Here is a 21,669-nt window from a genome sequence, read left to right as displayed (position 1 = left end):
TTAAAAGCGACTTTTTTATTTACTCTTTTTGTTTCTTACACATAACAAGATGTAGCAAAGAATTCCGGCAACGATAAAGATGAAACCATCTGTAACCGCCACGCTATCAATTCCTCGATAAAAGGCATTGTGGACAATCGATAACAATGATGAGTTATGCATCTTTTCAGCGATTTCACTTCCAGCAAATGGTCCAGCGTTTTGAAACACGTGCATCAATGAATCACCCATCTTAGATGTAACTAAGTGATCGTTATAAGTGTCGGTTAAGGCTAATCCTAATACGACTAGTCCTAGACTGGTTCCGAATTGCTTCCCAACGTTTAGTAATCCAGATGTCATCCCAATTTCCTTTGGTTCAACGGAACTAACGGCAATGTTAGATGATAGCGGATTAACGAACGCATTGGCCAAACCTAGTGTTACGAATGTAGGAATCAAACCGTACCAATGGTTTTGGTTACCCAAGAAGATTGGTAGGACAAACATCCCGACACCGGCTAAAATTAATACAAAACTGATGATTAGTCCCGGATTAATCTTAGTGGCAATCTTTCCTGAAATGGGGCCAATCACAAGTGAAAACGCACTAATTAACATTAGTTGCGCCCCACTTTGTAGTGCGGAATAGCCCATGTAGTTTTGTGATAGCACGATGATGTAGCTAAATGCTGCATAGATGGCAATTCCCAATGTTAAATTGGAAATGGCACTTCCAACTACCTGTCTGTTTTTTAGCAAACTTAGATCTAGCATTGGACTTGAAAAGTGCTTTTCCCAAACGGCAAAAATGGCGATTAGAATAACCCCAGCTGCCAACAAGGCAAATACGTGCATATCGAACCAAGAGTATCCATAGTGGGTTTCTTTTTGAATTAAACCTAAAATAATGCAGAACATAAAGGCAAATGATAATAGCATTCCAATAAAATCGATTTTGCCACTATTGAATGTCTTGGAGGTTGGAATGTATCTGGCACTCATAAATAGTGCGATCACTCCGATTGGGATATTCATCCAAAAGATGGATTCCCAACTAAAGAAGCTAAGTAGAATCCCCCCGAACAATGGGCCAAGTGCGGTGGATAGCCCAGCGACACTTCCCCAGATTCCAAGAGCTAGTCCTCTTGATGGGCCTTCAAAGATGTCGGCAATGATACTCATGGAAAGGCTAAGCATTCCGGCACCACCGATTCCTTGAATACCACGGAAGATGATTAACCAAGTAATACTTGGTGCGACACTACATGCTAGTGAGAAAGCAGAGAACAATACCAAACTAATGATAAAAATGCGTTTTCTCCCTATTAAGTCCCCTAACTTAGAAATTAGGAACAACACGGCCGCAAACATTAATGTGTAAGCATTAATGACCCATTGCAATTGACTAAAACTACTGTTAAAGCTAGTTTGAATGGTTGGTAGAGCAACGTTTACAACGGTCACGTCCAAAAGACCCATGAAGAATCCTAGACAGACTGCGACCAATGCAAACCATTTATTTCGACTTTGCATAACAAGTCTCCTTCGTATAGTATTTCCTTCGCGCCTATCTAACGCGAGCCCACCTGTCGATATGCCTATCGATTGTTCCCGCCGAGGAATACCATACTAATTTAACTAATATAATATATTACCGTATTATTATATTTTCGACTAGTAAAAGCTATTTGCTAGCAAGTTTTCCCACCTATTTGTATAATAATCTTCTATTAAAGATTAGGTGGTGGATTGATGAATTACGACAAATACTTGGATGATTTAAATTACGAGGACGCCGATACTGTCTTGGGCAGTGTCATGAGTGCGGCTGGTTTTCCAACAATTGAAAACATCGAGGATGCCTGTGACGTCGCCTATCTATCGGGAAACGTTTCCGATCGTAAAATCATCGAACAACATCAACCTATGTTTTATAACACCTTAGAACACCGTCTCGTGAACAAACAAGACGTTATCAACATCATTAACCAACTAAACGCAAACAAAAAGTGAAACCAAGAAATGATTTCACTTTTTATCTGATATGGTTTTAATTTTATTGAGATTAGTGATAATGTATCAGTTGTAGACAGCTAAAGGAGGGATGGAAATGAAACTATTATTAGGCGAATTTATCGGAACCTACATAATGTTATCCTTGGGATTAGTAACCAGTGTTATCATTAACTACTTCCTATTCCCCAAAGGACAAAACCGTTTTATTACCGGATTTTACTGGGGTATTAGTATCCTGCTTCCATCCCTTCTAACGACTTTCTTCTTTGGGACCGCCGAATACAATCCGGTTGTATCTCTCACCCTAGCCGTTAACCACCAAATTCACTGGTGGCTAATGATTGGTGAAGTGCTTACCCAAATCCTCGGTGCCTGGCTAGCATCACTAACCGTTAAGGCCGTTTGGTCAAAATGGTTGGCTAGTCTTCCCTTGAACTTGAACTTCTATGCGACCGTCCCTCGCGACGTCAACAATTGGAAGCGTAACTTCAAGTGGGAAATCATCGGGACCTTCTTGATTATCGTTAATACAGAAATGCAAAATGACATCAATGCTCAATGGTGGATCAAGACCTTATTCTCATCATTACTAATGATGATTATCATAAGTATCGTTGCTCCAATCACTGGGGCCGCATTTAATCCAACTCGTGATTTAGTTCCTCGTTTCTTCTTTTCCAGAACTTACGATAAACGCCTATCACAATGGAGATATGCAGTGGTCCCTTTCTTAGGACCTATCATTGGTGCCATTTTAGGAATTATCTTTTCAGTTATCTTTAGTCATCTTGTTTACAAATCATGATGGCAAATGCATTTTCACCGGTATGAACTGAAACAATTGATGAAGTATATTGAACTAATACGTCGACGTTTGGGAATTGTTCTTCCAGACGTTTTTTTAATGCCATCGCAAATTCGTCACTACCAGTGTAGCTGATACCAATGAACTTGTAGTTGGTGTTAGCGTTAGTTTCAAAGAATTGGTCTAACCACTTGGTGATGGTCTTCTTACCGCGACCCTTTAGTTGTAGCTTTAGGTCATCTGGTAGTAGTTTGAAGACAACGTGTAGGTTCATCATCTTTGAAATGATACCAGTTGCCTTACTGATACGACCACCCTTTACTAGATTTTCCAATGTACTTACACCGATGTATAGTTCGGAGTTTTCAATGTCGTGGTTCACGTGGTCGATGATTTGATCACGGGTGTAATCACCTGATTGAGCCATCTTAGCTGCTTGAACCACTAGGAAACCTAGACTTTGGTCGATGTAGTGAGTGTTAACCACTTTAACGTCGCCGTCAGCAATTTCACTAGCTTGACTAGCGGCGTGAACAGTTCCACTTAATAAATCGGTCATGTGTAGTGATAAGACAGTGTCGCCATCCTTGGTTAGTTCGTTGTATACTTCAACGAATTGACCGATTGAAGGTTGACTGGTAGTTGGAAAGTCACCCTTGGGATTGTCTTTGATGTATTGAATTAGTTTTTGACCATCCATATCAATGCCATCTTGGTAAGCTTGAGTACCAATGTTGACGTTCAATGGGATTACTTTAATGTCGTACTTATTAACAGTTTCTTCTGGAATTAGAGCTGTTGAATCCGTCACAATTTTAATCATGTTATATCTCCTCGAATTCTTATTCTACCTATATAATAACGGTATTTTGAATATTTTTCAGTAATTATTTATCTAAATTTAGATTTAATCAAGGAAATAAAAAAAGCCACCGTATATCCGGTAGCTTTTCATGATTATTTTTCATCAATTGCGGCTTGAATCTTACCTAATAGTAAGCGACAGATTGGTCCAACAATCACTAATTGTAGTGGTAATGCTAGGCATAGGTTTAAGATCCATGCACGACCATACATTGCCCATGTGATGTTTTCAAAACCAAAGGTAACGATGATACCAAATAGTGACATTAAGGTCACCATGCCAAGTACCATCATGGTTGAAATGCATAGCGCAATCTTAATTGGTGTTTGTTCCCATTCTGGTTTGAATATATAATTGAAAAAGATAGCTTTAACGACTGGGCCAACTAACACTAAATCTAAGATGGCGGCAACTACTAATGCAAGTGGGTAGCCCACTAGTACTTCGACGATAAAACCGGTGTGAATTCCGCTGGCCATCGCGATGTTATATGCTTCCATAACGATAACCATAAGTCCGGCCATCATCCCTGTAAACATTAATTCTTCTTTAAATCCTCTAGGCATAAATATACCCCTTTCTTTTATCTCTATAATTTAGCCTAGCACATCAAAAATTTTTTCATAAGTTACAATTCTGTTACAAATTACATATCAATGCTAAACGAAAGGAGGAACCATCTTGAATCGAATCGGAATCAGAGACTTAGTCGAATTCACACTACGTAGTGGTGACCTAAACGCCCGTTTGAATAGCTCCAATACCGCGCGAAAAGGCGCCCAAATTCACCGCAAACTCCAAAAGAGCAAGTACATGCACTTTGAGAGTGAATACTATTTGGATACCAAACTCAAAATTAACGACATCGACTTTCACATCGAAGGCCGTGCCGACGGTGTCTTAATCGACGGTAAGGATGCCGAAATCGTAGAGATTAAGACGTCCGACGTTGAATTTAAGGACCTACCAAAAAGCATCATGACACTCTACTGGGGGCAAGTGAAGGTCTACGCTTATTTCTTGATGCAAAAATTCGACGAACTAGATGCGGTCAAGCTAACCCTTACCTACGTTCAAACGCCAGATGAAATCATCACTGATAACGAAATCACCATCAGTCGAGATGAGGCCCAAAAGTTCTTCGACAACCTTATCAGCGAATACGAAGAATGGTTGAAGTTAAGAACCGATATCATCAAGGAGAGAAACAAGACCGCCAATCAAATGGCCTTTCCGTTTAAAGAATTCAGATACGGCCAACGCAACTTTTCCGCAGTCGTCTACAAAACAATCGCCAATCACAAGCACTTGTTTGCCCAAGCCCCTACTGGAACCGGGAAGACGATTTCGACACTCTTTCCCGCCGTTAAGTCAATGGGCCAAGAACTAGCCAACCGCATTTTTTACCTGACCGCTAAACAAAGCACCCGTATCGTCGCCAAGGAAGCGATGGACTTAATGATGGATAAAGGGCTAAAAGCCAAGACCATCACACTAACCGCCAAAGAAAAGATTACCTTTGAGGCCGAAAAGGATTTGAAACCCGAGGATAATCCCTACATGATTGGTTACTACGACCGTTTGAAACCGGCCATCAAGGATGTCTTGGAACACGTTGATCAAATCGACTTTGACGTCATTCAACAATACGCCGAACAGTACAAGATTGACCCGTTCGAATTCTCCCTCGACCTCAGTCAATTCTGTGACGTCATCATTTGTGACTACAACTACCTATTTGATCCACAAGTGCACCTCCAACGTTTCTTCACGGTCGAAGATCCCGACAACATCTTTTTAATCGACGAAGCCCATAACCTGGTCAACCGCTCCCGTGACATGTACTCAGCGGCAATCTCCAACAAGGTGTTGCCCGACTTAATCAAGGCCACCAAGGACCGAGAGGACAACGAAAGACTGCATAAGGCATTGAAATCATTCCGCCGTTCATACACATTAAACGTCAAGCCGCTAACCGAAAGTGACGAAGAATACGTCCACTTGGATAATCCACCCAGTGCGTTTGTCAAACAGCTCAATAAGCTTTGTGATGTCATCTCAGATTGGCTGGGTAAGGACGAAAAAGATGAAGAATTAAACGACGCGATTGTCGATTACTACTTCACCTTGCTTAGTTTTCAACGAATCGCAGAACTATACGACGATACGTTTAAGACCAGAATGTTTTACGACCGTGACCAAAACGTTATCATCAAACTATTCTGCATGGATCCCAGCCCATTTATCGGTGAGTCACTCAAACTCGGTGGTAGTGCCGTCTTGTTCTCAGCCACCCTTTCACCAATGGACTACTATCAACGCGTCTTGGGGGATGAGAAAGACAGTCTGGTCTATGAAATCGATTCACCGTTTGATCCTAAAAACCAACAGGTGATTATTACCAACTACATTCAAACCACCTACGCCAAACGAAAGAGCAGCATTCAACCAATTGTCGATACTATCAATGCCATGATTAGCAGCAAGAACGGTCATTACCTCATCTTCCTGCCCTCTGGTAAGTATCTAAACGATGTCGTCGAAGCATTTGAAAAACAGAATCCAACCGTCGACGTTTTAGTTCAGGAAAGTGACATGAGTCAAGAAGAGCGCCAATCATTCATCGATACATTTAAACGTGATGACAATGACACTTTGGTCGGCTTTGCCCTACTGGGTGGTATTTTCTGTGAAGGAATCGACCTTAAGGGTAGCCACCTCATTGGGGTCGGGATTGTCTCAGTTGGATTACCTGGATTAAATCCAGAAAACGACCTCATCAAGTACTTCTTCGATGCCGAAAACGGTCATGGCTTTGACTTTGCATACCAACTACCGGGATTAAACAACGTTTTTCAGGCGGCCGGTCGTTTGATTCGAACCAATCAGGATGTCGGAAACGTCATTTTAATGGATCAACGATTCAAACAAAATCGTTACCAAAAGTTATTCCCAAGAAATTGGCACCAGGGTCAACTATCGACTGCATTTAACATCAATCAAACCAAACAAAAATTGAATCATTTTTGGCAACAACACTAAAAAAGACTTACGGAAAATCCGTAAGTCTTTTTATTAATTCATTATTTTTCGCGTGCGACACAGACACCTTCTGGAACATGAACGTCTTTTTGCACAACAGTTAACTTACCGCTGTTAGCATCACGTTCGTATAAGGTAGCGTCGTTAGTGTTTTGGTTAACAACAACCATGAACTTTTCATCGCTACTGAAGTTAAAGTCACGTGGGAAGTCACCTTCAGTGCTTGCTAGTTGAATTAGTTCAACCTTGCCATCGTCTTTAACTTCAAAGACCGCAATACTGTTGTTACCACGGTTTGAAACGTAGACAAACTTACCATCACTTGATAGACGAATGGCAGCGGCACCGTTGTGTTCTGTCCAGTCATCAGGGATAGTTGCGACGATGTGGTCTAAGTGGAAGCTACCGTCATTTTGATCGTAGTTCACAACGGCTAGCTTACTGCTTAATTCACCAACGATGAATGCAACATGTTTTTGTTCATCGAAGACAACGTGACGAGGACCAAAACCAGCTTCCATCTTTAATGTAGAAACTTCTGTTAGTGCACCATCGTCTGCGATGTCGTATACGTAAACCATGTCTTGACCTAAGTCGACAACCACTAGACGGCCATCTGGAGTTAGGTCAGCATAGTGGGGATGAGCACCACTTTGTTGTTCTGGACGTGGACCCACGTTTCCTTCATGAACAACCTTGTTTAAGTAAGTTAGTGATCCGTCTTCTTCAATCTTGTATACCATTACTTCACCGGTGTGGTAGTTGGCGGTGTAGACAAATTGACGACCTTCATCAACAGTGATGTATGCTGGGTTGGTATCTTCGTTTAAACAAACGTTGATTTCCTTAGCAGGACGAGTTGAGTTATCTAGTGCTAATGCACCACCCTTACCGTTTTCGCCCTTATCGATGGCGTATAAACGGTTGGCCTTTGAAACAGCTACATAGGTTGGGTTACCGGCTTTGGCAACCAATTGTAGGTTTTGTAATTGCTTTTTGTTTTCATCTAATTCGATTTCATAGATTCCTTCACTTGTATCTCTAGTGTAAGTACCAATTAAGAATTTTTCAGTCATAATTAAATCTCACTTTCGCTTAAAATTTAATATCTCCCCTCTATTATTGCATATTTTGCCAATAATGCTAAACAGTTATTTCAAAAAATTTACCCTTGAAAAATTTTATAATGTATCTATAATTAAAAATACATAATAATATATTAGGTTTTGATGAGAAAAGTACATAACGAATGATTGCCAAGAGAGTTCATGGTTGGTGGAAATGAACGTTTCAAAGTTATCGAAAATGGTCTCTGAACCTTCGGGGGTGAATTGTTTAGCTCTCGACATTTGTGTATGTTACAACACGAAGGAATCAACAGGTTCTAGATAAGATAGTTAATGATATTAATGTATCATTTTAGCTATAAAACTAAGGTGGTACCGCGAAGCATTCGCCCTTTTTGTAAGGGCGGGTGCTTTTTTTATTTCTAAGGAGGTTTATTTATGAGTTCGCATCAGTTTTCAAAAAATCTAAAATCCAGAAATCTTATCACCATGTCACTAGGTGGCGTGATAGGAACTGGTATCTTCATGAGTACCGGATACTCAATCCAAACTGCAGGTCCAATTGGGACCATTTTCGCCTACGTGATTGGTTCAATTCTGGTCTGTATGGTAATGGCATGTCTGGGTGAATTATCCGTTCACGATCCAAACACGGGAGCATTTCATACATACGCAAGTAAATACATAAATCCCGGTGTTGGTTTCATTACCGCATGGATGTATTGGTTAACCTGGACAATTGCGCTGGGTTCTGAATTCATCGCCCTTTCAACGATTGGCCAACAATACTTCCCAAGCATCCCCGTTTGGGGCTTTAGCCTAATCTTCACCGTTATCATTTTGTTATTAAACATTATCAACATGAACCTATTTTCTTCCAGTGAATTCTGGATGTCATTGATTAAGGTACTTGCGTTAGTCGTATTTTTAGGCCTTGGGATTCTAATCATCTTTAAGATTGTTCCAATTCACCACACCCATTTCAAACCATTCTTCGGACAACTAACCGCTAATGGGATTTTTCCAAATGGTTTAATCCCCGTTATCTCAATCGTGCTATCAGCCAACTTCGCCTTCTCAGGGGCGGAAATGATTGCCGTCGGTGCCGGTGAAAGTCAAAACCCAGAAAAGACAGTGCCACAATCAATCAAGCACACCCTAATCATCTTGGTAATTTTGTTCATCGGAACCATCGTGGCGTTGGGTTCCATCTTGCCACAAAGTGATTCATCACTCGCACAAAGTCCATTTGTAACTATCTTATCCAATATCAACATCCCATACGCATCAGACATCATGAACCTAATCCTATTTATCACCATCTTCTCTGGTGCTAACTCAGGGGTCTATGCCGCTTCTAGAATGCTTTGGTCACTAGCCGACAAGAACACCCTACCAAAGGGACTAGCGAAGTTATCCAAGAACGGAATTCCCGTCTATGGACTAATCCTAACCATTGCCGGTGGACTATTAGCATTGTTCTCAAGCATCTACGCACCAAACACTGTTTATCTTGCATTAACCGCGATTTCAGCGTTTGCCGTTGTCTTCGTCTGGTTGGTGATTGGTTGGGCCCACTTCAACTTCAGACGCCAATTTATTAAGGCTGGTCACTCCACTAGCGAGTTGAAATACAAAGCACCACTATTCCCACTCCTACCAATTTTAGTCATCATCATCTGTTTGCTTTCATTGGTCGGAATCGCGTTTGACCCCAACCAACGGATTGCCATCATTATCGGAGTGCCATTCGCCATCATCTGCTACATCTGGCACGCATTAATATATAGAAAGAAGGATCATCATGAATAAAGTAACTAATTGGATTAATCAACAAGACCACATCTTAATCGACAGCTCCATGTCAACCGGTTTGGAAGAACGTGGATTAAAACTAAACTCAGACCTATGGACCGCAGCTGCCTTAGAATCACACGAAGACCTAATTGTCGACGTTCACAAAAAGTACTTTGACGCCGGGTCATCAATGACTACGACTAACACATACCAAGCCAGTGTGCCTGGTTTGGTCAAGGCCGGATACAGTGAAGATCAAGCCATCTCATTAATTAAAAAAGCCGTCGAATTAGCCGACCGCGGCCGCAATGAATCAACTAATACTAACCCCAAGTGGTTATTGGGCGGTGTCGGCCCTTACGGTGCCTTTCTGGCCAACGGTTCAGAATACACTGGTGACTACTCATTGACCGATGAAGAATACATCGCCTTTCACGAGGGTCGTATCAAGGCCATGGTAGAAGCTGGCATCGATGTGTTAATCTTGGAAACATTCCCTAACATCAACGAACTAAAGTCAATCACCGAATACACCAAGCAATTCGATATTCCGGTGATTGTGGCGGCGTCATTGAGGGATGAATCACATCTAGCAGATGGTAGCTCACTAACCGATGTGGCGTCATTCTTGGAATCACAAGAACACGTGATTGCTTATGGTTTGAACTGTACCAAACCACAACTAGTGACCCCTGCTCTAAAGGTGTTGAAACAAAGTCACCCTGCGCACAAACCTTTCATCGCCTTTCCTAACTCTGGTGCGACCTACAATCCAGAAATTAAGGAATGGAATCACGACGATTTATCATTTGAAGAATTCGACGACCTAATTGCTCAATGGTTCGACTTAGATCTTAAGTTTGTCGGTGGCTGTTGTTGCATGACAGAAGCCCAAGAACAACACATCTACGACAAGTTTTTCAAGTAGTTTTCTCGGCTGATTTCTTTGAAATTTAGTTTTTCTCTACTATAATAAAGTCTAGTAAATTTAAGGAGACTTATTATGCGTAGTTTTGAAGGATTAAGACCAATCATCACTGAACACTTTTATATGGATTGGTTAACAGAATTTAAGCTTCAATCAGTAATCGATTTTCAAAAGCAACAAGATGAAAAAGCAGATATCATGAGCACTTCCAACTTTATCAATGCCATCATGAACGACATCATGAGTCAAAAGGGCTTGCTATGGATAAGGAAACTAAACATTTCGTCGGTGTCGCTGGTATCTCAAACCTACAAAGCGATGCTCCAATCGTCTACGTGAATGTTTTAAACATTTCTACTGATGCCGAATTAGAATTAATTAGACGAATTGTCCAATTCAAGCATCAATACTGGCCTGACAAGACTTCTCAATTCAACATTTCACCATTAAATGATGAAATTAAGGCCGCAATTGACGCTTTATAGTTGATTTTATTTGCTTTATTTACTTTTTAATCTTATTATTAGGATAGAATAGTTATAAAGTAATAATCAAAGGAGGTAGAGTGTTTGTCTAACGAAATGTACGAAAAGGCCTTAGAAACCTTACGCGATAATAATGTAAGAATTACACCTCAAAGACAGATTATCCTAAAGTATTTAATTAATCATGATAATCACCCTTCCGTAGACACTATCTACGAAGCTTTGAAGCAAGAATTTTCTAACCTAAGTATTGCAACCATTTACAACACGTTACAATTATTTGAAAAGTTAGATATTATCATTGCACTACCTGCTGAAGATGGTGGAATTAGATATGATTTCTTTGGTTCTCCTCACTTCCACGCTATTTGTGATAATTGCGGTGAAATCGAAGATATCGACTTCCCTAACTATAAGCAATTAAAACAAGAACTAGCCAAGGAAGCGATGGATCAAGCCGGTTTCCAAACCAACAAGATTCATATTGAAGTCTTTGGTCTTTGCAAGAATTGCAGAGAAGAATTAACTAAAAAAGATAATTAATAACAACAAAAAAGAGTCACATTCGATTGAATGTGACTCTTTTTATTTACCCTTTTTTAACCACGGTAGTAGTCTTCTGGGACGCGAACTAAATCACGCTTTACTAATTCTTCAGCGTTTTGAACAGTGTTCCAAGCGGCACCCTTTAACAAGTTATCCGCTACCACCCACATGTTAAAGCATCCAGGATTTTCTTGGTCTGCACGAATGCGACCAACGAAAGTTGAACGCTTGCCTTCTGCGGTAATTGGTTGTGGATATACTTGATGATCTGGATCGTCTTGTAGGACTGCACCATCGAATTGATCGATAACGCGTTGAATATCTTCCTTAGTAGCTGACTTGTCTTCTACTTCGAAGTATACTGATTCACCGTGAGAAATGGCAACCGGTACACGAACACAGGTAGCGTTAACCTTGATGCCAGTAGCATCCATGTCGTTTAACATAATCTTCTTAGTTTCGTGAACCATCTTCCATTCTTCATGAGTAGAACCGTCTTCTTCAAAGACGTCAATTTGTGGTAATAAGTTAAATGCTAGTGGATAGTGCTTCTTATCACCCTTGGTAGGTAAGATGTCTGCGCTCATTTCCTTACCATCTAGGTAGTCTTGAGCTTGGCCGTAAAATTCATTTAATGCTGATTGTCCAGCACCTGAAGCGGCTTGGTAAGTGGATACAACGATTTGGCTTAAACCAAACTTTTCAAAGACAGGTTGTAAGGCAACCACCATTTGAATGGTTGAACAGTTAGGGTTGGCAATAATTCCGCGATGGTTAGCTAATTGATCAACGTTTACTTCTGGAACAACTAGTGGGACATCTGGGTCCATACGGTATGCACTGGTGTTATCGATACATACAGCACCGCGCTTTACAGCTTCTGGTAGGAACTTCTTGGAAGTACTACCACCGGCTGAAGCTAGCACAATGTCGACTCCTTCAAATGAATCTGGAGTAGTTTCTTCAACTTCGATTTCTTCACCCTTGAATTCAATCTTAGTTCCAGCTGAACGGCTTGAAGCAAGTAACTTCAAGTTCTTAACTGGGACGGTGGAGTCCTCTAGTTGTCTGACCATTCTCATACCTACTGCACCTGTTGCTCCTAAAATTGCTACGTTATACTCTCTCATTTTTTACAAACCTCACTTTTTATCTATTTTGAATAGACATCTGTCTTTTATATGCATACACTTTATTATTAATATACTTTATTTTTCAGATTTGTCAATTCATTTTCCTAATAATTGAATAAATTTATTTAGTCGATCGAGACCGGCTGTTAGTTTTTCTTCACTAGCGGCGAAGGAAATTCTGATGTAGCCTTCACCACTCTTGCCAAACATGCGACCGGGAATTACCCCTAGGCCAACCTTTTCGGCTAGGTCTAAACCAAATTGATAGTCATCTTTACCATAACTATCATCGATTTTGATGAAACAATAGAATGTTGATGTTGGCATCACGTATTCAACACCCATTTCGTCTAACCTAGTTGAGACTAAGTCACGACGTTTTTGATAAATCGCCTTAGCTTCATAGGCGTCTTCTTGACCGTTTGTCATTGCTTCTAGCGCTGCGTCTTGCACGTTGTCGGCAACACAGGTTACCATGTAGGCGTTAATCATTTTAACTCGTTGCATAATTTCGCTTGGACCACATATGTATCCAAAACGCCATCCTGTCATCGCATGTGATTTTGATAAACCATTGATGTATAGCACTTGGTCTGGAATTTCGCGTGCCAATGAGTAATGGTCGTGATCAAAGGTTAATTCACCGTAAATTTCATCTGAAAGTACCCAGATTGGTGATTTTGCGATAACTTGTCCTAACTGTTTAACTTCGTCTGCGGTGTAAGATACACCGGTTGGATTATTAGGGTCGTTAATTACTAATGCAACGACACCTGGATGTTGTTTTAGGGCATCTTCTAGCAATGCTGGTGTCAATTTAAAACCAGTGTTACTGGTATCAACATCAACCACGTGACCACCCAAGATTTCAATGATTGGTTCGTACAATGAAAAGATTGGGGCTGGAATGATAACTTCATCCCCTGGGTTCACGATTGCTTGTAGCGCTGAATAAATTGATTGAGTCGCACCGTTGGTAACCACGACTTCTTCAGCATCGTATTCTAGGTTCCAGCGGGTAGATAAGTAATTGGTAATTGCTTGTCTTAATTCGACCTTCCCAGCTTGGGCTGAGTAATGTGAGTCATTGTCGTTAATTCCTTGAATCGCAGCTTGTTTGATATGTTCAGGGGTATCTAAATCAGGTTCCCCTAAAGTTAACTTGATTAAGTCTTCGTTTTTTGAAATCGTGTCATCGAAATGACGAATTCCAGATGGTGCGATTCCGTTTAAACGGTGGTTATAAGTTCTCAAAAGCTGTGGATTGGTTCTTGGCATACAATCACTTCCTACAAAATATTTTCTAGACCATCGACTAAGCCGTGTAGTTCTGGAAGCTTTTCTAGTGCTACCCATACCCCTTGCATGAATGATTCACGATCAAATGAATCTTGTCGAATGGTTAATGCTTCACCGGGACCACCGAATAATACTTGTTCGTGGGCCACGTAACCAGGTAGTCGAACAGCGTGAACGGGAACACCCTTGTAGTACATCCCTCTAGCTGGTTCATCTTCTTGGTTGATGTTGTCACCTTGTTTGGTTTCACTCATCATGTCGACTGTGTGAATGGCAGTTCCTGATGGTGAGTCAGTCTTGTCTTCGTGGTGCATCTCAATTACTTCTACATCTGAGAAGTATTTAGCAGCTTGTTGAGCAAATTGCATTAATAGGACTGCTGATAAACCGAAGTTAGCGGCGATTAGACCGTTAACGTTTTCACCGTCAGCTAGACTGATTAGTTCTTGTTTTTGGTCTTCTGATAATCCACTGGTCCCAACGATTGGTGAGATTTGGTGTTCAATTGCGTATTTGACGTTATCGAAGACAACGTTGGGTTGAGTGAAATCAATCCAGACGTCATAGTCACCTTCGATTGCATCTAAACTGTTAAAGACTTTAACATCGTCAGATAGGTTGTAGTCACTTGGGTTCACGTCAGTTTTAGTGGTTAGAATCCCTGTGATGTCGTATCCTGGTTTATCCGCTAGTAAATGAACCACCTTTTGGCCCATTGATCCGGTTGCTCCTGCTAGAAAAATATTCATTAGTTTCTCATCTCCAAACCTAAGTCATGTAGTAATGCGTCTTCTGGTAGTTCCAAATGACGCGCTAAGTTTCTACGTTCTTCGTCATCCAATGGCAAGATTGGTAGACGACATCCCCCAACTGCAAAACCTTGTGCGTTTAACACGGCCTTAACTGGTGATGGTGATGGATACATGAATAATGCATTCATACGTGGGGTTAACCATCTTTGTAATTCACCGGCATGACGGTAATCTCCGTTTTCTAGTGCTTCATACATTTCACGCATTTGAGCGCCATAGATGTGTGAAGCTACAGAGATGATTCCATCTGCGCCGATAGCCTTGGCGAATAGTGATTGAGCATCTTCACCACTGTATACGTGGAAACCATCTTCGGTATGGTCAACCAAGTATTCTAGGTCTTCCATTGATGTACATTGCTTTACACCGATGATGTTTTGGTGGTGTGATAGTTCAACGACTGTGTCGTTAGCCATGGTTACTCCGGTTCTGCCAGGGATGTTGTAGATGTAAATTGGTAGTGTTGCTTGATCAGCAACTAAGGTAAAGTGAGCAATCATTGAACGTTGGTCGGGCTTGTTGTAGTAAGGAACAACTACTAACAAGGCGTCGATACCGTCGATAGTTTGCACTTGGCGGTTAAATTCGATGGTCGCTTCTGTGTTGTTACTACCGGTTCCGGCGATTACGTATGCGCTATCGCCAACCATTTCACCGAAGCGAGTGTATAGTTCAATCTTTTCTTCAGTGGTAAGTGTTGGTGTTTCACCTGTGGTTCCACCAATCACAAATCCACGACTGCCATTTTCTAGACAGTGTTGAGTGACTCTTTCTAATGCAGCGTAATCAATGTTGCCATTGTCATCAAACGGTGTGATGATGGCGGTCATAATATCAATATTTTGTGTCATTTTAATCGTCTTCTCTCATTTCGAATTCTAAAAATGAACTAATTGCGTTAATTCCCTTTTCAATGCAGCTTTCATCAGGATTGAAAGTGTCGGTGTGAAGTGCTGATGTGTTACCAACACCTAGCCAAAACATGGTTCCATCGAAGTGATGAAGAATGTAACCGAAGTCTTCTCCGGTCATTGCTGGCATTGTGACTGTGAAATCCACATCTGGATTTGCTTGCATAAAGTTCATAAAACGGTCGGTCAACTTTTGGTTATTGTTAACTGGGTAGTAACCACCTTGGTTGATATCAACCTTAACTTGGCAGTTGAACCCAACTTCAATTCCCTTACATATTTCAATAATTCTGGTCTTAACAGTTTGAATCATTTCTTGGTTCAAACCACGAATGGTTCCTTTAATATCTACCCTACCGGCAATTACGTTTCTGATGGTTCCACCGTTGATTTGGCCAAAGGTTAGTACTGCTCCTTGGATTGGATCAACGTTTCTTGAAACGATGGTTTGTAGTTGGGTGATTAGCATTGCTGAAGCCACCACCATGTCGTTTGCTTGGTGTGGATAAGCAGCGTGCCCACTCTTACCGATTAAGGTAATGTCGACTTCACTGGTTCCGGCAAACAAGGTTGGATAACAGCATCCAATGGTTCCGGCTGGTAGTTCTGGCGTGTCGTGTAATCCGTAGAATTCATCGACATGCCAATCACCTGAAAATAGGTTACTGTCGACTGCTACCTTGGCGCCACTTTCACTTTCTTCAGCTGGTTGGAAGAAGAAAATCAAGTCGTCGACTGGTTGGTGTTGAGCAAAGTGTTCCAACAATCCGATTGCAACCGTCATGTGGATATCATGTCCACAGGCGTGCATCACATCATCGTGCTTTGATGAAAACTCTAACCCAGTTTTTTCACTAACCGGTAGGGCATCCATATCACAACGGTAACCAATTGTTTTACTTGAATTGCTTCCGTGAACCTTTACCAAAATCGCAGTTGGTAATTGTTCTGGAGTAAAAACTTCCATATTATCTGTAGCAAATTCGTTGATTAATTCTAATAGGTATTGATGGGTTTGACTTTCGTGCATCGCCAATTCTGGAATCTGATGCAAGTGGCGTCTCACCGCAATTAAATCTAAGGTCATATCATCACAACTTTCTTAGTGCGTCTTCTAATTGAGTCTTTCCCTTGGTTTGATCGTCAATATCTTTAATTTTTCGTGCTGGGTTTCCGGCAACTAATGTGTTTGGTTCAACGTCGTGTAAAACAATTGATCCGGCTGCAACAACGGCACCTTCACCAACGTGAACTCCTTCGATTACAACGGCGTTAGCACCGATCAATACATTGTCGTCGATGCGAACTGGAGTAGCTGAAGCTGGTTCGATTACTCCTGCTAGGACTGCACCGGCACCGATGTGACTATGCTTACCAACGATGGCACGTCCTCCCATGACAACTCCCATATCAATCATGGTGTCTTCACCGATTTCACAACCGATGTTAATAACAGCACCCATCATGATAACGGCGCGGTCACCAATCTTAACTTGGTCTCTGATAGTAGCACCGGGTTCGATACGAGCGTTAATGTTTTTAATGTCTAATAATGGTACGGCTGAGTTTCTAGCATCGTTTTCCAATTCATATTCAGTCACTAAATCTGATTTCAAGATTGGTTCGATGTCTTTCCAGTCACCGAAGACGGTTGCGCTTTGATCATTTCCGAATACCTTTACTGATTGTGGAAAATCAATTTGTGCAATTCTTCCATTAATATATGCCTTAACTGGTGTCTTCTTTTCTGCGTTTTGAATGTAGCTAATAATTTCTTGTGCGTTTAGTTCTGCCATAATAATTAATCTCCTAATTCTAAGTTATTATCTAGTTCGTATAAGTTTTCAAATGATTGACGCTTTGTTACTAATTGAGCCTTACCATTTTCAACAAAGACAATTGCTGGCTTTAGGTTCAAGTTGTAGTTGGAAGCCATTGAGTATCCGTAAGCTCCGGTATCTAAGACAGCGACAACGTCACCGGCGTTTAGACTTGGCACGGATGCGTTCTTGATTAAGACGTCTCCTGATTCACAGTACTTACCAACTAGGCGAACCTCTTCAACGGGTTGTGCGCGTGGGTTGTTTGCTGAAACAACTTCGTATTCAGCATCGTATAACATTGGTCTGATGTTATCGCCCATTCCACCGTCGACTGCGACGTATGGCTTGATGCCGTCGACTCTCTTTTGTGATCCAACGGTGTAAAGGGTTAGACCGGACGAACCGACAATGCTTCGACCTGGTTCAATCCAGATAGCTGGAATTTGTAGGTTATATTGACTGGCTTGTTCCTTAATGGTGTTGATGATACTTTCAACAAACTTTTCAGGAGCTAGATAGCCGTCGGTTGAAACATATTGAATTCCAAATCCGCCACCCAAGTCCAAGACTTCGGTAGTGAAGTCGTATTCTGTGTAGAACTTGTTAGCTAGTTGCATCATCTTAACGGCTAGTGCGTTAAAACCATCTGGTGATGAAATTTGTGAACCGATGTGAGCGTGGAAACCTAATACGTGAACTCGTGGGTTCTTATGTAGTAGTTCAAACCCTTCCTCAACTTGTCCAGATGCAAGATCAAAACCAAACTTGCTATCGACCTGACCTGTTTGGATAAATTCATGAGTATGAGCTGTAATTCCTGGAGTAATTCTCATGATGACGTTGGTGGTTTCATCCAACTCTTCAACGACTTGGTTGATTAGTTCGATTTCATGGAAGTTATCAACCATGATGACACCGACGTGATTTTGAATTGCTAGTCTTAATTCTTCTAAAGACTTGTTGTTACCGTGGAAACTCATCTTTGCTGCTGGGAAACCGGCATGCAAAGCAACTGCGATTTCACCTCCGGAAACAACATCGATATGTCCGCCCTCTTGGTTCACCAATTGATACATCGCTGTATTGGCGAATGCCTTACTGGCGTATGAAATTTCGTAATCAATATCGTTTTGTTCAAAAATCTTATTGAACTGATGGAATTGATCGCGGATAGCTGAAACGTTGTAAACCATCAATGGAGTTCCAAATTGGTGAGCAAGTTCAACTGCATCGCAACCATCTATTTGCAAATGTCCATCTGCATTAATGTCATTATCTGTAATTTGATTTGTCATAATAAACAGCCTTTCTAATCGAATGATCTTTAGGTCGTTTTAAACTCGACAGATTGAAAACAAAAAAGGTTCTTTTGGATGAGTGGGCACACTATCCAAAAGAACCTTTAAAATTTTTATTAATCAATTTCTAATTTTAGGATTCAATTGTCGAAAGCGCTCCACAAGACATATTTTCTTGTGACAGTCCGTGCATTCTTCACACACGTCCCAGAAAATGATCTCTGCAAAAAATCATTAACTTCGGCAAGTTCACCTTTCAATAAAGCTCGTAGTCATTGCAGTGACTGACTTTATCTACTAATCTCGCTTGCGACCTCTTCGATTACTTTTAATAATATTCTAATAGTTGGATTACGTCAAGGAGTTTTTTAAATAAAATTTTTAAAGTTTTTTATTACCATATGAGCGACTGAAATTTCGTTTAAATTTCAAAAATGATAGCTTGTCTAATTATTTTTTAATGTTAAAATACAAATCAATAATTTAAGATTGCGAGTTGATTTACATGTCCAAGTTAGTAAAATTTGGTGGAAGTTCACTAGCCAATAGCGAACAATACGCCAAGGTTATAAACATCATTTCAGAAGATGAGCAACGTAAAGTCGTTGTCGTTTCCGCTCCCGGAAAACGTTTTGATGATGATGTCAAAATCACAGATTTATTAATTCAATACGCAACCCAAGTAATCAACAAGGAAGACTATCAAGCTACCCTAGATGAAATCATTAGCCGTTACGCTGAAATTGCTAACGCCTACGACGTTGATGAAGGTGAATTTGCCGGCATCAAGGACACATTCACCAACCTAGCAAAGAACGATTACAAAGACGACGAATACCTAATGGCCGCATTCAAGGCCAATGGTGAAAGAATGAACGCTAAGTTGATGGCAGCGGTATTAAACAGTCGTGGAATGAAGGCTCGTTTCGTCGATCCTAAGGAAGCTGGAATCGTTTTAGACGACATTAATCCAAACGCAGCTAACCTACTTGATGAGACCTATACCAATTTAGAAAACTTCGAATATTCTGACGATGAAAAATTAGTTTTCCCTGGTTTCTTTGGATACACCAAGGAAGGAAATATCGCTACATTCGCTCGTGGTGGTTCAGATATCACTGGTTCAATTGTCGCTACTGGTTTACATATTGATGTATACGAAAACTTCACCGACGTTAGTTCCATCTATGCGATTAACCCCCACCTAGTGGATAACCCATACCCAATTACTAAGATGAGTTATCGTGAAATGCGTGAATTGGCCTACGCAGGTTTTTCAGTCTTTAATGACGAAGCAATCATTCCCGCCATCAAGGGTCACGTGACCATCAACGTTAAGAATACTAACCGTCCAAACGACAAAGGAACATTGATTGTCCCTGAAGATGAAGTAAAGCATTCACACGTCATCACCGGGATTTCAGCTGATGATCGTTTCTCAGCTTTATACCTTCACTCATACCTATTAAACAAGCAAATTGGTGCTACCTTAACCATCCTTTCCATTTTCAAGAAGTACGGGATTTCATATGAACACATGCCATCAGGGATCGATGACTTGACTATCATCTTCGATAGAAACCAAGCTTCCGATGACACTATTCATGCCTTATGTAAGGAAATTTCAGAAGCCATCCATCCTGACAAACTAGAATGGATTCACAACTACGCACTAATCATGGTAGTTGGTGAAAACATGGCCGTATCAGTTGGTTCAATCAGCCAAATCATCAAGCCATTAGCCGAAAAGAAGATTCCAATTAACATGATTAACCAAGGTGCTTCCAAGATTGCGATTATGATTGGAATCGACCAAGAATACACAGATGAGGCTGTTGTAAGCATCTACAACCAATTCTTCAAGGAGGATTAATATTATGACAAAGTTACATTATGTACACGGTTCAGAGAACCATTTCTTCTTATTGGATGTCGATGAACTAAAAGATTCACTAGATGACACTCAATTAAGTCACCTAGCCCAAAAGCTAGCACAAAGCGACGTTTTACCATACTCAGATGGTTTGTTAGTCGTTGATCACTCAGACCATGCTGAATGCATCGGTCAAATGAAGGTCTTTAACTCTGACGGAAGCGTTGCTTCAATGTGTGGTAACGGTCTTCGTTGTGTTGGCCGTTACTTAGCCGAAAAATTCAACCAAACTGACTTTAAGGTCCAAACCATGCAAGCGGATTTAAACGTTCACGTCTTTGACGACATCGCAAAGGGTGTTTCATGGGTCGGCGTTCAAATCGCTCCAGTTAAATTTGCACCCGCAGATTTACCCTATACCAATTTAGATTTTGACCAAATTATTAACGAAGAAATTCCAGTATTTAGTGACCATCTAAAGTTCACTTCAATGGCTGTTCCTAATCCACACCTAATTAGTTTTGTCGAAGATGATAACGATTTAGAAGAACCCCTATTCAATCTAGGAACTTATCTAAACCAACCAAACGACTACTATCCAGACGGCGTCAACGTTAACTTCGCCAAGATTTTAGGTAAGAACAAAATATTCGTTAGAACTTTCGAACGTGGTGTTGGTTTCACCAACGCCTGTGGAACCGGAATGTCCGCCACTTCAATGGCTTTTGCGATGAACTACCCCGAATTAGTCGACGTTAACGAACCAATCGACGTCTTCAATCCCGGTGGTAAGGTCCAAACTAGAGTCCACACCGAACCCGACAACCGTTGGATTCAACTAATGGGAAACGCGACATTCGTTGGTTACATTGAAGCAGACGAAGTCGACTTATTATCTCAACCAATTCAAAACAACTTAAAAGAATCCGGTGAAGAAGCTGATTACCTCGCTTTCATCGATACCATTAAGCAATAAAAAAAGACTAG

20 protein-coding genes, 1 riboswitch and 1 other annotated feature are annotated in these 21,669 nt (G+C 40.9%); of the genes, 9 read left to right on the top strand and 11 right to left on the bottom strand.

Translation table 11 applies throughout. The annotated features are described in order from the left end of the window. Window positions 1-15: 15 nt before the first annotated feature. Window positions 16-1,515: an MFS transporter gene (locus J3U50_RS00960; RefSeq protein WP_301945389.1), complete on the bottom strand. Its 1,500-nt coding sequence runs from the start codon at window positions 1,513-1,515 to the stop codon at window positions 16-18. Between the two features lie 219 nt (window positions 1,516-1,734). Between J3U50_RS00960 and J3U50_RS00955 the strand changes: the two genes are divergently transcribed. Beyond that, complete coding sequence (locus J3U50_RS00955; RefSeq protein WP_301945388.1) at window positions 1,735-1,995, top strand: hypothetical protein; 261 nt, start codon at window positions 1,735-1,737, stop codon at window positions 1,993-1,995. Between the two features lie 97 nt (window positions 1,996-2,092). Next, a complete protein-coding gene (locus J3U50_RS00950) occupies window positions 2,093-2,803 on the top strand; it encodes an MIP/aquaporin family protein (protein ID WP_301945387.1) in 711 nt (236 codons plus the stop codon). Here the strand turns inward: J3U50_RS00950 and J3U50_RS00945 are convergent. Both J3U50_RS00945 and J3U50_RS00940 read right to left on the bottom strand, forming a co-directional pair. Beyond that, a complete protein-coding gene (locus tag J3U50_RS00945; RefSeq protein ID WP_301945386.1) occupies window positions 2,778-3,626 on the bottom strand; it encodes a DegV family protein in 849 nt (282 codons plus the stop codon). The genes J3U50_RS00950 and J3U50_RS00945 overlap by 26 nt on opposite strands. Window positions 3,627-3,760: 134 nt before the next feature. Next, the gene (locus J3U50_RS00940) at window positions 3,761-4,234 is read right to left on the bottom strand and encodes a DUF2798 domain-containing protein (RefSeq protein ID WP_054608382.1); all 474 of its coding nucleotides are present in this window, start codon (window positions 4,232-4,234) and stop codon (window positions 3,761-3,763) included. A gap of 115 nt (window positions 4,235-4,349) precedes the next feature. On the opposite strand from J3U50_RS00940, the gene J3U50_RS00935 reads away from it, so the two are divergent. Further along, window positions 4,350-6,710: an ATP-dependent DNA helicase gene (locus J3U50_RS00935; protein WP_301945385.1), complete on the top strand. Its 2,361-nt coding sequence runs from the start codon at window positions 4,350-4,352 to the stop codon at window positions 6,708-6,710. A 41-nt stretch (window positions 6,711-6,751) separates the two neighbouring features. Here the strand turns inward: J3U50_RS00935 and J3U50_RS00930 are convergent, their stop codons facing one another. After that, complete coding sequence (locus tag J3U50_RS00930) at window positions 6,752-7,786, bottom strand: lactonase family protein (protein ID WP_054608384.1); 1,035 nt, start codon at window positions 7,784-7,786, stop codon at window positions 6,752-6,754. A 141-nt stretch (window positions 7,787-7,927) separates the two neighbouring features. Continuing rightward, window positions 7,928-8,174: a binding site (T-box leader), on the top strand. Between the two features lie 41 nt (window positions 8,175-8,215). Between J3U50_RS00930 and J3U50_RS00925 the strand changes: the two genes are divergently transcribed. From J3U50_RS00925 to J3U50_RS00910, 4 genes are all read left to right on the top strand, one after another. Then, window positions 8,216-9,589 carry an amino acid permease gene (locus J3U50_RS00925; protein ID WP_301945384.1) on the top strand — a complete coding sequence of 458 codons (1,374 nt, stop codon included), beginning with the start codon at window positions 8,216-8,218 and terminating at the stop codon, window positions 9,587-9,589. Then, window positions 9,582-10,502 (top strand): homocysteine S-methyltransferase, encoded by a 921-nt coding sequence (mmuM, locus tag J3U50_RS00920; RefSeq protein WP_301945383.1) that lies wholly within the window; start codon window positions 9,582-9,584, stop codon window positions 10,500-10,502. The genes J3U50_RS00925 and mmuM overlap by 8 nt, the downstream gene beginning before the upstream one ends. 260 nt (window positions 10,503-10,762) lie before the next feature. Beyond that, window positions 10,763-10,987 (top strand): hypothetical protein, encoded by a 225-nt coding sequence (locus tag J3U50_RS00915; protein ID WP_301945382.1) that lies wholly within the window; start codon window positions 10,763-10,765, stop codon window positions 10,985-10,987. A gap of 84 nt (window positions 10,988-11,071) precedes the next feature. Then, the gene (locus J3U50_RS00910) at window positions 11,072-11,530 is read left to right on the top strand and encodes a Fur family transcriptional regulator (RefSeq protein ID WP_301945381.1); all 459 of its coding nucleotides are present in this window, start codon (window positions 11,072-11,074) and stop codon (window positions 11,528-11,530) included. A 56-nt stretch (window positions 11,531-11,586) separates the two neighbouring features. Here the strand turns inward: J3U50_RS00910 and J3U50_RS00905 are convergent, their stop codons facing one another. From J3U50_RS00905 to lysA, 7 genes are all read right to left on the bottom strand, one after another. Further along, window positions 11,587-12,663 carry an aspartate-semialdehyde dehydrogenase gene (locus J3U50_RS00905; RefSeq protein ID WP_054605781.1) on the bottom strand — a complete coding sequence of 359 codons (1,077 nt, stop codon included), beginning with the start codon at window positions 12,661-12,663 and terminating at the stop codon, window positions 11,587-11,589. 99 nt (window positions 12,664-12,762) lie between these two features. After that, a complete protein-coding gene (locus J3U50_RS00900; RefSeq protein WP_301945380.1) occupies window positions 12,763-13,944 on the bottom strand; it encodes an aminotransferase class I/II-fold pyridoxal phosphate-dependent enzyme in 1,182 nt (393 codons plus the stop codon). An 11-nt stretch (window positions 13,945-13,955) separates the two neighbouring features. Beyond that, window positions 13,956-14,714, bottom strand: a complete 759-nt coding sequence (gene dapB / locus J3U50_RS00895) for a 4-hydroxy-tetrahydrodipicolinate reductase (protein WP_301945379.1) — start codon at window positions 14,712-14,714, stop codon at window positions 13,956-13,958. Further along, window positions 14,714-15,628 carry a 4-hydroxy-tetrahydrodipicolinate synthase gene (dapA, locus tag J3U50_RS00890; RefSeq protein WP_301945378.1) on the bottom strand — a complete coding sequence of 305 codons (915 nt, stop codon included), beginning with the start codon at window positions 15,626-15,628 and terminating at the stop codon, window positions 14,714-14,716. The genes dapB and dapA overlap by 1 nt, the downstream gene beginning before the upstream one ends. 1 nt (window position 15,629) lies before the next feature. After that, a complete protein-coding gene (locus J3U50_RS00885; RefSeq protein ID WP_054608392.1) occupies window positions 15,630-16,775 on the bottom strand; it encodes an N-acetyldiaminopimelate deacetylase in 1,146 nt (381 codons plus the stop codon). 4 nt (window positions 16,776-16,779) lie between these two features. Further along, window positions 16,780-17,484 (bottom strand): 2,3,4,5-tetrahydropyridine-2,6-dicarboxylate N-acetyltransferase, encoded by a 705-nt coding sequence (gene dapD, locus J3U50_RS00880; RefSeq protein ID WP_301945377.1) that lies wholly within the window; start codon window positions 17,482-17,484, stop codon window positions 16,780-16,782. A gap of 5 nt (window positions 17,485-17,489) precedes the next feature. Then, window positions 17,490-18,806, bottom strand: coding sequence for a diaminopimelate decarboxylase (lysA, locus tag J3U50_RS00875; RefSeq protein ID WP_301945376.1), 1,317 nt, complete (start codon window positions 18,804-18,806; stop codon window positions 17,490-17,492). 145 nt (window positions 18,807-18,951) lie between these two features. Continuing rightward, a riboswitch (Lysine riboswitch) is annotated at window positions 18,952-19,136 on the bottom strand. Between the two features lie 178 nt (window positions 19,137-19,314). Between lysA and J3U50_RS00870 the strand changes: the two genes are divergently transcribed. Both J3U50_RS00870 and dapF read left to right on the top strand, forming a co-directional pair. Next, on the top strand, window positions 19,315-20,682 hold the full coding sequence (locus tag J3U50_RS00870; RefSeq protein ID WP_301945375.1) for an aspartate kinase: 1,368 nt from the start codon (window positions 19,315-19,317) through the stop codon (window positions 20,680-20,682). 4 nt (window positions 20,683-20,686) lie between these two features. Beyond that, window positions 20,687-21,658, top strand: a complete 972-nt coding sequence (dapF, locus tag J3U50_RS00865; protein WP_054608395.1) for a diaminopimelate epimerase — start codon at window positions 20,687-20,689, stop codon at window positions 21,656-21,658. Window positions 21,659-21,669: the final 11 nt, after the last annotated feature.

The sequence above is a fragment of the Lactobacillus sp. B3795 genome (assembly GCF_026535805.1).
Taxonomy (GTDB): domain Bacteria; phylum Bacillota; class Bacilli; order Lactobacillales; family Lactobacillaceae; genus Apilactobacillus; species Apilactobacillus kunkeei_C.
The sequence above is the reverse complement of the archived record's forward strand: the minus strand, read 5'-3'. Positions and strand labels throughout refer to the sequence as shown.